Annotated in this window: 9 protein-coding genes; 7 read left to right on the forward strand and 2 right to left on the reverse strand. The window is 68.9% G+C overall.

Annotated features, from left to right (window positions below; translation table 11 throughout):
• Positions 1-31 precede the first annotated feature (31 nt).
• The 5 genes from E1286_RS23430 to E1286_RS23445 all read left to right on the forward strand — a co-directional run bounded on the left by E1286_RS23430 (position 32) and on the right by E1286_RS23445 (position 6,507).
• A complete protein-coding gene (locus E1286_RS23430; RefSeq protein ID WP_132615588.1) occupies positions 32-676 on the forward strand; it encodes a B3/B4 domain-containing protein in 645 nt (214 codons plus the stop codon).
• Positions 677-880: 204 nt separating this feature from the next.
• A complete protein-coding gene (locus tag E1286_RS23435; protein WP_132615589.1) occupies positions 881-4,558 on the forward strand; it encodes a multifunctional oxoglutarate decarboxylase/oxoglutarate dehydrogenase thiamine pyrophosphate-binding subunit/dihydrolipoyllysine-residue succinyltransferase subunit in 3,678 nt (1,225 codons plus the stop codon).
• A gap of 114 nt (positions 4,559-4,672) precedes the next feature.
• The gene (locus tag E1286_RS48030) at positions 4,673-4,849 is read left to right on the forward strand and encodes a DUF6104 family protein (protein ID WP_165969868.1); all 177 of its coding nucleotides are present in this window, start codon (positions 4,673-4,675) and stop codon (positions 4,847-4,849) included.
• A gap of 120 nt (positions 4,850-4,969) precedes the next feature.
• Entirely contained in the window at positions 4,970-5,773 is an 804-nt protein-coding gene (locus E1286_RS23440) for a DUF4097 family beta strand repeat-containing protein (RefSeq protein WP_132615590.1), read from the forward strand.
• Positions 5,770-6,507, forward strand: a complete 738-nt coding sequence (locus E1286_RS23445) for a PadR family transcriptional regulator (protein WP_132615591.1) — start codon at positions 5,770-5,772, stop codon at positions 6,505-6,507. The genes E1286_RS23440 and E1286_RS23445 overlap by 4 nt, the downstream gene beginning before the upstream one ends.
• Positions 6,508-6,653: 146 nt before the next feature.
• On the opposite strand, the gene E1286_RS23450 is transcribed toward E1286_RS23445, so the two are convergent.
• Positions 6,654-7,610, reverse strand: a complete 957-nt coding sequence (locus E1286_RS23450; RefSeq protein WP_132615592.1) for a zinc-binding dehydrogenase — start codon at positions 7,608-7,610, stop codon at positions 6,654-6,656.
• Between the two features lie 49 nt (positions 7,611-7,659).
• The gene (locus E1286_RS23455) at positions 7,660-8,601 is read right to left on the reverse strand and encodes a hypothetical protein (protein ID WP_132615593.1); all 942 of its coding nucleotides are present in this window, start codon (positions 8,599-8,601) and stop codon (positions 7,660-7,662) included.
• A 439-nt stretch (positions 8,602-9,040) separates the two neighbouring features.
• On the opposite strand from E1286_RS23455, the gene E1286_RS23460 reads away from it, so the two are divergent.
• The gene (locus tag E1286_RS23460; protein ID WP_132615594.1) at positions 9,041-10,159 is read left to right on the forward strand and encodes a trypsin-like serine peptidase; all 1,119 of its coding nucleotides are present in this window, start codon (positions 9,041-9,043) and stop codon (positions 10,157-10,159) included.
• Between the two features lie 338 nt (positions 10,160-10,497).
• Positions 10,498-11,303: trypsin-like serine peptidase (locus tag E1286_RS23465; RefSeq protein WP_132615595.1), on the forward strand; the 806-nt coding region annotated here is incomplete at its 3' end.

Consider the following 11,303-nt stretch of genomic DNA (forward strand, 5'->3'; position numbering starts at 1 on the left):
TTGCGGTTTTCCGGCTCCTAGACTGGGGGTCATGCTCGACGACATCTGGGTGGACGACGCGGTCTTCGCCCTCCGCCCCGACTTCGCGGTCCTCGTGATGACCGCCCACGGCCTGCGCAACGGGCCCACCGACGACCGCTCCCGCGCCTGGCTGGCCGAGGCGTCGGCGTGCGAGGTCCAGACGGACAAGATCGACGCCTGGAAGGACGCCTACCGCGGGTTCGGGGCCAAGCCGCAGCGCACCCGGCCCTCGGTCGACGCGCTCACCCGGCGGATGCCGCTGCCCGAGATCAACCAGGCGGTCGACGCGTACAACTCGATCAGCGTCAAGCACGCGCTGCCCATCGGCGGCGAGGACCTCGACCACTACGCCGGCCCCGCGCGGCTGGTGCGGGCCACCGGCGACGAGGCGTCGGAGGAGGCGCTCGGTCAGCCGGATCCCGGCGAGGTGATCTGGCGCGACGACCTCGGCGTCACCTGCCGCCGGTGGAACTGGCGCCAGGTGGCGCGCACCCGCCTCACCGAGGAGACCACCAACGCGATCTTCCTGCTCGAACGCCTGGAGCCCATGTCACTGGAGGAGCTCAAGCAGGCGGGCGAGGAACTGGCCGACCTTCTGTCCGAGTTGTCGCCAGAGGTGCGGATCAGTAGCAGATTGCTATCGGACGGGAAATAAACCCACGGACGTACCGTTGATACCAAAGAGTAATAAATGCGGCACCACCCGGATTGACTAGGGAGGCGTGACCTCTTCGCACGGTCCTGAGAGGATCGTTCGAGGCGGCGCGTGCTCTTCGGCGCGCGGTGCCGCTTTGGGCGAGTAGCCTTGGACAGGTTCTCTAACATCAACGCCGATCTGCGGAAGAGGGCGATTTCCGCCGTGTCGTCTGAGTCGTCGCGGACAAACCCGCTGGCAAGCTTTGGTCAGAACGAATGGCTTGTCGACGAGCTGTACCAGAAGTACCTCCAAGATCCTGAGTCTGTCGACAAGGCCTGGTGGAACTTCTTCGCTGACTACAACCCTGATTACGGACCGGGCCGGACCCCGGTCAGGGAGGCGGCGAACGGCACAGTCACCGCGCCCGCGCCTCCCCAGCCACCGGCACCCGCCACACCCGCCGCACCGGCCGCACCGGCCGCACCGGCCGCCGCTCCGGCGGCCGAGAAGCCGAAGCAGCCCGCCACCCCGGTGCCCAAGGGCGCCGAGGAGGTCAAGCTGCGCGGCGCGGCGGCCCGCACGGCCGCCAACATGGACATGTCGCTGGCGGTCCCCACCGCGACGAGCGTCCGCGCCATCCCGGCGAAGCTGCTCATCGACAACCGCATCGTGATCAACAATCACCTCAAGCGGGGTCGCGGCGGCAAGGTCTCCTTCACGCACCTGATCGGATACGCGATCGTCAAGGCGCTGAAGGCCATGCCGGAGATGAACTCCTCCTACGCGGAGATCGACGGCAAGCCGACCCTGGTCAAGCCCGAGCACGTCGGCTTCGGCCTGGCCATCGACGTTCAGAAGAGCAACGGCGAGCGCCAGCTCCTCGTGCCCTCCATCAAGGCCGCGGAAGAGATGGACTTCCGGCAGTTCTGGATGGCCTACGAGGACGTCGTCCGCAAGGCGCGCGCCGGCAAGCTGGGCGTCGACGACTTCTCCGGCACCACGATCTCGCTGACCAACCCCGGCACGATCGGCACCGTCCACTCCGTTCCGCGCCTCATGTCCGGTCAGGGCACGATCATCGGCGTCGGCGCGATGGAATATCCGGCCGAATACCAGGGAGCCGCGCACGAGACGCTCGCGCGCCTCGGCATCTCCAAGGTCATGACGCTGACCAGCACCTACGACCACCGGATCATCCAGGGCGCCCAGTCGGGTGACTTCCTGCGCCAGATCCACCGGCTGCTGCTCGGCGAGGACGGCTTCTACGACGACATCTTCGAGTCGCTGCGGATCCCGTACGAGCCGGTCCGCTGGGTCCAGGACATCTCGGCCTCCCACGACGACGACGTGGCCAAGTCCGCGCGCGTGATCGAGCTGATCCACGCCTACCGCGTACGCGGCCACCTGATGGCCGAGACCGACCCGCTCGAATACAAGCAGCGCAAGCACCCCGACCTCGACATCCAGTCCCACGGCCTGACGCTGTGGGACCTCGAGCGCGAGTTCGCCACCGGCGGTTTCGGCGGCCGCCCGTTGATGAAGCTGCGCGAGATCCTCGGCGTGCTGCGCGACTCCTACTGCCGCACGGTCGGCATCGAGTACATGCACATCCAGAACCCCGAGGAACGGGCCTGGATCCAGGCGCGGGTGGAGAAGCCGCACGCCTCCCCCGAGCGCGCCGAGCAGCTCAACATCCTCAGCCGGCTCAACACCGCCGAGGCGTTCGAGACCTTCCTGCAGACGAAGTTCGTCGGCCAGAAGCGTTTCTCCCTGGAGGGCGGCGAGTCCCTGATCCCGCTGCTCGACTCGGTGATCAGCGACGCCGCCGACGAGGGCCTCGACGAGGTCGTCATCGGCATGGCCCACCGCGGCCGGCTCAACGTGCTGGCCAACATCGTGGGCAAGTCGTACGCCCAGATCTTCGGCGAGTTCGAGGGCAACATCGACCCGCGCACGGCGCACGGCTCGGGCGACGTGAAGTACCACCTCGGCGCCGCGGGCACGTTTACCGCGCCGAGCGGCAAGACCATCACCGCCTCCGTGGTCGCCAACCCCTCCCACCTGGAGGCCGTCGACCCGGTCCTCGAAGGCGTCGTCCGCGCCAAGCAGGACCTCCTGGAGCGCGGCGAGGAGGGCTTCAGCGTCCTGCCGGTGCTCGTCCACGGTGACGCGGCCTTCGCCGGCCAGGGCGTCGTGGCCGAGACGCTCAACCTGTCGCAGCTGCGCGGCTACCGCACCGGCGGCACCGTCCACGTGGTGGTCAACAACCAGGTGGGCTTCACCACCTCGCCTGCCTCGTCCCGCTCGTCGGTCTACGCGACCGACGTGGCCCGGATGATCCAGGCGCCGATCTTCCACGTCAACGGCGACGACCCCGAGGCCGTGGTGCGCGTGGGCCAGCTGGCCTACGAATACCGCCAGGCGTTCCGCAAGGACGTCGTCATCGACCTCATCTGCTACCGCCGCCGCGGCCACAACGAGGGCGACAACCCCGCCTTCACCCAGCCGTTGATGTACGACCTCATCGACGCCAAGCGCTCGACCCGCAAGCTCTACACCGAGGCGCTGATCGGCCGGGGCGACATCACGGTCGAGGAGGCCGAGCAGGCGCTGCGCGACTACCAGGCCAAGCTGGAGCAGGCGTTCACCGAGGTCCGCGAGGCCGCCAAGAAGCCGCAGGAGGCCGCCGCGATGCGGGTGCCTCCGGCCGAGGTGGTCAAGTGGTCCCACGACGACACGCCGACGGCGATCACCCACGAAACGCTCAAGCGCATCGTCGACACCCAGCTCAACCTGCCCGAGGGCTTCACGCCGCACCCGCGCCTGGCGCCCGTGCTGCAGCGCCGCGGCCAGATGGTCGAGCAGGACACGATCGACTGGGCAATGGGCGAGACGCTGGCGTTCGGCTCGCTGCTGCTCGACGGCCACCCGGTCCGCCTGGTCGGCCAGGACTCCCGGCGCGGCACGTTCACCCAGCGGCACGCCGTCCTGGTCGACCGCATGACCGGCGCCGAGCACACCCCGCTCAAGGCGTTCAACGAGGGCACCTCGAAGTTCTACGTCTACGACTCGCTGCTCAGCGAGTACGCCGCCCTCGGCTTCGAGTACGGCTACAGCTTCGTCCGCCCCGAGGCCCTGGTCGCCTGGGAGGCGCAGTTCGGCGACTTCGTCAACGGCGCCCAGACGATCATCGACGAGTTCATCTCGTCGGGCGAGCAGAAGTGGGGCCAGCGCTCCTCGGTCGTGCTGCTGCTGCCGCACGGCTACGAAGGCCAGGGCCCCGACCACTCCTCCGCCCGCATCGAGCGGTTCCTGCAGGTCTGCGCGCTCGACAACATGACGGTCGCGCAGCCCACCACGCCGGCCAACTACTTCCACCTGCTGCGCTGGCAGGTGGAGTCGGAGCGGCGCAAGCCCATGGTGGTCTTCACGCCGAAGTGGCTGCTGCGCCACAAGGCGGCCACGTCCAAGGCGTCCGACTTCACCTCGGGCACCTTCCAGCCCGTCCTCGGCGACACCACGGTCGACCCGGCCAAGGTCACCAGGGTCGTCCTCTGCTCCGGCAAGCTCTACTACGAGCTGGCCGCGCAGCGTGACAAGCTGGGCAACGACAACGTCGCTATCGTCCGGCTGGAGCGGCTCTACCCGTTCCCGGCCGAGGAGCTGGCCGCCGAGCTGGGCCGCTACAGCGCCCAGGCCGAGCTGGTCTGGGCCCAGGACGAGCCGGTCAACATGGGCCCGTGGCCCTACCTGACGCTCCGGCTGGCCGAGGAGCCGCAGACGCTCGGCGGACGCGCGCTGCGGCGGGTGTCGCGCCGTGCCAACAGCTCGCCGGCGACGGGCTCGCACAACTCCCACGACCAGGAGCTCGAGGAGATCCTCGAGCAGATCTTCGCCTGATCCACCACGGCGAGCCCCCGGCACCGCGGCCGGGGGCTCGCCGCTTTTCTGACCAGGCCGTCCGGCAGGCTAAAGTCAGGCGGGCACGTCTTGCGGAAGGAACGGAAAACAGCGATGTACTTCACCGATCGGGGGATCGAGGAGCTGGTCGAACGGCGCGGCGAGGAGGAGGTCAGCCTCCTGTGGCTCAGTGAGCGCCTGCGCGAGTTCATCGACCTCAACCCCGAGTTCGAGACGCCGATCGAGCGCCTGGCCACCTGGCTGGCCCGCCTCGACGACGAGGACGACTGACCTTCGGCCTCATCTGCCACGAGCACGACCCGGACGCATAACGCGATACATCTTGAGTTTCCCTTCAACGCGACATATCGTGTTTTGTGTAGGGACGTGTCGCCGAGAAGGGCGGGGAACATGCAGCAATGGACCATCGACGAGCCCGAGCACCTCACGTTCGGCGACGTGACGTCGCTCGACGTCCGCATCGTCTCCGGCCGCCTCGACGTGCTGGCGGGCGAGGGCCCGCCCACGCTGGAGATCGCCGAGATCGACTCGGTCTCCCCGCTGCTGGTCACGTACGACGAGGACGCCCGGGCGCTGACCGTCGCCTACCGCGACCTCACCTGGGACGGCATGCTCGGCTGGCTCCGCCGCGACCGGCGCCGCACGGTGCTGTCCATCTCCGTGCCCAAGACCTGCAAGGTCAAGGCCGGCGTGGTGTCGGCGCCCGCGCTCGTGGCCGGGTTCGAGCGGATGGCCCACGTCAAGAGCGTCTCCGGCGACATCGTGCTCGACGGGGTCAGCGGCGACGTGGCCGCCAACACCGTCTCGGGCGCCGTCGAGAGCCGCGCGATGGACGGCGACCTGTCGTTCAACAGCGTCTCCGGCGACCTGACCGTGGCCGACGGCACACCGCACCGGCTGCGCGCCAAAACCGTCTCCGGCCGCATCGTGACCGACCTGGCGCTGCGGCCGACGGCCCACGTGACGTTCAGCAGCGTGTCGGGTGACATCCTGGTGAGGCTGCCCGAGAACACCGACGCCGACGTCACCGCCAGAGCCACCTCCGGCAGGCTGATCAGCGCGTTCGACGAACTGTCCAACACGAGCAGCCCTGGCACCCGAACGATGTCGGGCCGGCTGGGCGGCGGCATGGCCTCCCTCTCGGCCACCACGGTCTCCGGCGAGGTCACGCTGCTCAAGGGAGAAAAAGAATGAGCCCTGTCTTCGGTCATGGTCGGCTGCGGCTGTACCTGCTCAAGCTGCTGGAGGAGAGCCCGCGTCACGGGTACGAGGTCATCCGGTTGTTGCAGGACCGATTCCTCGGGGTCTACTCGCCCTCGCCCGGCACGATCTACCCGCGTCTGGCCCGCCTGGAGGAGGAGGGGCTGGTGACGCACGAGGTGGTCGACGGCAAGAAGGTGTTCTCGATCACCGACAAGGGGCGCGAGGAGCTGAACGACCGGCTTGACGAGCTCAACGACCTGGAGCAGGAGATCTCCGCGTCCGTCCGCGACATCGCCCGCGAGGTCAAGGAGGACGTCCGCGACACCGTCAGGTCGTTGCGTGACGAGCTGACGCGGATGGCGAAGGACGTCCGTACGGGCGTGGGCGACGACGGCCGGCGGCTGCGACGTACGCAGGACGACCTGCGGCGCCTGCGGGAGCAGCAGAAACAGCAGTGGAACGAGCACGCCACCGTCTGGCAGGACGAGGGTGAGCGGCTGAGCCGGGAGTGGCGGCGGATCTGGTCGGAGGTGTGGGCCACGCTCGGGGGCGCGCCGCCGAACCGGGCGGAGCTGGACGCCGAGCTGGGCGAACTGCTGGCCGACTTCGTCGCGGCGGCCCGCACGGAGGCGTCGGACGCGCGGCTGACCCCGGAGAAGCTGGCCGAGCTGCGCACGACTCTCGACGACGCGACCCGCCGCATCCACGACATCCTCGAACGCTGACGTGTGGCGGCGGGCGACGAAACGGGCGAACTCCCCCGCCCGGCGCGCGCCGGGCCAGTGCGTCGAGCCTGGGCCGAAAGGCTCCATGATGATGGCCGCCTCCCAGGTGCATCACCCAGGAGGCCCATCAGTAATTTTCCGCTTGTTCAGCGCGTGAAGACGATTTTTCCGAAAATGTCGCCCTCAGCCATCGCCGCGAACCCGTCCCGCGCCTCGCTCATCGGCAGCACCCGGTCGATCTCGGGCCGCAGCCCGGTCTGCTCCAGGAACACCGCCAGCCGCTGCAGCTGGTCGCGCGTGCCCATGGTCGAGCCGACCACCGACAACTGCAGGAAGAACACCCGGTTGAGGTCGGCCGGCGGAACCGCGCCGGTGGTCGCCCCGGAGACGACGATCCGACCGCCCGGCCTGAGCGACTTGAGCGAATGGTCCCAGGTGGCCTGCCCGACCGTCTCCATGACGGCGTCCACCCGCTCGGGCAGCCGCGCGCCCGGCTCGAAGACCTGGTCGGCGCCGAGCCGCTTGGCGCGTTCGCGCTTGGCCTCCGACCGGCTGGTGGCCCACATTCGGTAACCGGCCGCGCGGCCGAGCGCGATCAGCGCGGTGGCGACCCCGCCGCCCGCGCCCTGCACGAGCACGGTCGCGCCGGGCTGCAGCCCGGCCTTGTCGAAGAGCATCCGGTACGCGGTCAGCCACGCCGTCGGCAGGCAGGCCGCGTGCTCGAAGCTCAGACCGGCGGGCTTGGGCACCAGGTTGCCGCGCGGCACGGCGACGCGATCGGCGAACGTGCCGTCGTACTGCTCCGACAGCAGCGACCGTCGCGGGTCGAGCGTCTCGTCGCCGCCGGAGCCGATCACGGCGTGCACGATGACCTCGTTGCCGTCCTCGTCGACGCCGGCGGCGTCGCAGCCGAGCACGATGGGCAGCCGGTCCTTCCTGATGCCGACGCCTTTGAGCGTCCACAGGTCGTGGTGGTTGAGTGCGGCGGCGCGTACGGTGACGGTCGTCCAGCCGTCCGGCGGCTCGGGATCGGGGTGCTCGCCGAGCGTCAGTCCGGCGAGCGGGTTGTCGGGATCGGTCTGGGTGGCGGTTACGGCGAACATGGCCGCACCTTACTTCAGCGTGATCGATCTCCCCATGACCGGCCGTCCGTCATTTCATGGTGACCCGGATGCCGTCGATGGCCCTGGCCCGGAACGACTCGGGCCCGGTCGCGGCCACCAGCACGTCGCCCCGGCAGACCATGTCGGTCGGCCGGCCGCGTACCTCGATCACGTCGGGCGCCTCGGCCTCCTCGTCGCAGCCGGGCGTGGGCACGAGCGCCACCATCTCCCCCAGGCCACCGCCGAACCACAGCTGCGGCCCGACCGGGTCGTTCCGCACGACGTCGCCTGGCGAGGCGAGCCGCACTCCCCCGCCGGCCGACAGCACGAGGTAGCCGTCCTCGGTGACGCGGCCCTGGAGGTTCTCGGCGAGGTCGACGCGCTGGTCGAACGTCAGGCCCTCTCCCCGGTCGTACATCGCCAGCCGCCACGACCCGAAGGAGAACAGCATCACCTGCCCGTACATGCCGCTGCCCGCCTGGCGCGGCCACAGGGTCACGTTGTCGGCGTAGTTCCTGATGGGCTCGCCACCTCGGGTGATCTCGGCCTCGCCACCGTACGGGGCGACGAACTCACGGAGCCTGTCGTCGATCCAGGCGCCCTGGAACGGCCGCGACCCCATCTCGTCGAGTGCGAGCTCGGCCGGGTAGCGCACGTCGGCGCGGGCGCCGTCGGGGAAGACCACCCGCAGGACCTCGTCGTCGCCCTTGGCGGTGCCGGGGACGGTGAGGAGGTTCGGCGCGGCATCGACGCGGGTGATCGTCCTGATGGGCTCGGGGGTCCTCGTCCGCCGGGGCGTCGGCGCGGCCGGGGCCGGGTCCACGGCGCCCGGCTCGGCGACCCTCCGCTCCGCGGGCTCGGCCACAGGGTCGCGGCTGGTGAGCAGGCTGATCGCCGGGATCAGCAGCAGCGCCAGGACCACCACCAGCCCGACCCACCGGCGACGGCCGTCGCGCTCGCCTGCCTCGATGACGTCGAACTGGTCCGTCACGCCGTTCCTCAGTCCGAGTAGTGCCGAATTGTGCGCTTCGCGTCCAGTTCATTTGACCGGGGACCTCACGCGCAAGCCCCGGAGCCGTGGCGGTACGTCACGAAATCACAACCTGGGCGCGCGGGACCGCCGTGATCGTCGGAGCCGCGGAGAGCAGTGTGACAGGCGATATCGTGCGTGGCGGCGGCTGCGGAGTGGCGTCTGATAAACACTGTTACCACTGGTGTCACAGAAATTCGACAGACGCTCTGACCTGCTTAGATGCCAATCAAGAATACATGCGTATTCGCTATTTCTATAACGGAATGGAACCGGCCCATGCTTTTTCACGTCGCTTCCTGGCCGCGCGATTGCGCCATTCATTAACGTTCCGAGCGTTTTCCTGGCCCACCGGGGCGCAGTCCCCCGCTCTGGGCCGCCGAAAGCTGAGAGGAGCTCCATGCAATCCCGAGCAAGGCGCACCGCCATCCCGCTCGCCGGCCTCGCGGCCGTCGCCATGACAGCGGGTACGGTCACCGGCGCCGCCAACGCGGCCGCACCCTCCGACATCGTGTCCAAGAACGCCGCGACCCCCGCGGAGCAGGCCGTCCAGTTCTGGACGCCCGACCGCGTCAAGAAGGCCACCGACTACGACGCCGCCCTCGACATGTCCACCAAGGGCATCAAGGCCAGTGCCGACAAGCCCGACGGCCCGCCCGGGTCCGTGCCGCCGAGCGGCGCGCAGAAGACCACGGCGAAGAAGAGCAAGCAGGTCAACCTGCCCAACACGGTCGGCCGCGTGTTCTTCACGCTGCCGAGGACCGACCCCCGCGACCCGAAGAACTGGCGTTACTGCTCGGCCACCTCGGTGCAGAGCAAGTACCGCAACCTCGTGGCGACCTCCGCCCACTGCGTCTACGACACCAAGAAGAACACCTTCTACGACAACTGGGTCTTCATCCCGTCGTACTGGGACGGTGACAACGCCTGGAACGGCAAGGCGCCCTACGGCATCTACGCCGCCAAGACGTTCAACGCCCACGACGACTTCGTGGTGAAGGAGGACTTCGACTACGACTACGCGTTCGTCAACGTCTACAACGGGATCAAGGTCCAGTGGGAGAAGGTCGGCGGCCGCTGGCAGTGGACCAAGAAGAACGTCGGCCGACTCGGTGACAACGTCGGCGGTCAGGGCTTCACCTGGAACAGGAACCCGAAGGCGAACGTCTTCTCGTTCGGCTACCCGGCCGGCGAGCACCCCGACGGCGACAAGCCGTACACGGGCCGCACGATGAAGTGGTGCTACGGCACGACCAAGCCGATGCCGGAGGCCAAGAAGTACAACCTGCAGGAGCACGTCGGCTTCAAGTGCGCCTTCACCGCGGGCGCGAGCGGCGGACCGTTCCTCTACCAGTACAAGAGCGCCTCGCGCACCGGCTACCTCGTCGGCGTCAACAGCATCGCCTGGGACACCGACGGCAACGACCGCTACGACCACATCTCCTCGCCGTACTTCAACGGCGACACCTACAACGTCTACAAGGCCGCCGCCAACCGGTGGACCGGCAACATGCCGTGATCGACGCGGCCCCTCTGGCCCCGGCTCCCCCTGGGATCCGGGGCCTTCCGCCACTCGGCGAATGGCGACCGAGACGTGGCGTACGACACGCTGGAGCGGTCCGGAAAGCGGTGCGGAATGGCGCCGATTCGCGCGCCAAGTATCCCCCGAAAACCCGCTTCGACCTGGGGAAACATCACCCCTCTAAAGATCACTGACGGGTGCCGCGAGTGGCGGGCTGACACCGTCCTTATAGTTGCCCCGGCACTCTAGATCAGGTAACGAATCTCTATCCAAGCTGCAATAAGCTCTGCCCATCTGGAAAAATCCTCCCTTACGACCCAAAAGAAAGGCAATTGATGATCTCCCGAGCCAGGCGCCTCGCGGCCGTCGCCCTGGGCGGCGCGCTGCTCTGGCTGCCTGCTCTCACGGGGATCGCCCAGGCCGCGCCCACCCGGGTCTACTCCGCCTCGCTGGCCAAGACCGCCGCGGACGTGAAGCGGGTCGCCGAGTACTGGAAGCCCGACCGGCTCAAGGTGGCCGACAAGTACAGCCCCGCCACCCCCGGCGCCGCCGCCGACTCCTCCTCGGCCTCCGGCGCGAGCGTCGCAGGCCCCGTTCCCGCCGTCAGCCGGGCGCTCGCCGCGCAGAGCGTGGCCGCCTCGGCGCCGCGTACGGGCACCGCGCGGACCATGGGCAAGGTCTACTTCCGGTTCGGGAGCAAGGAGTACTGGTGCTCCGGCGCCGCGGTCGCGGCCAAGAACCGCAGCGTCGTCGCCACCGCCGGCCACTGCGCGTACGACGCCCGCCAGGTCAGGGCCGCCGACTACTGGATCTTCGTCCCGAACCCCGGCCTCAACGGCGAGACGCCCGACGGCATCTACGTGGGCGCCTCGATCAGCATGCACGAGGACTGGTCGGGCAAGGGCGACTACGACTACGACTACGCGTTCGTGACGGTGCACCGCGGTTTCACCTGGGTCGCGAAGGACGGCGGCTACGTCATGCAGGACGTCGGCACGCTCCAGGACAACGTCGGCGGGCTCGGCCTCGACCTGAACAAGAAGCCGGGCACGTACACGGTGACCCCGTTCGGTTACCCGGCGGGCGCGCAGCCCGACGGCACGACGCCGTTCGACGGCAAGTCGCTGAAGACGTGCCCCAC

The sequence above is a fragment of the Nonomuraea terrae genome (assembly GCF_004348995.1).
Taxonomy (GTDB): domain Bacteria; phylum Actinomycetota; class Actinomycetes; order Streptosporangiales; family Streptosporangiaceae; genus Nonomuraea; species Nonomuraea terrae.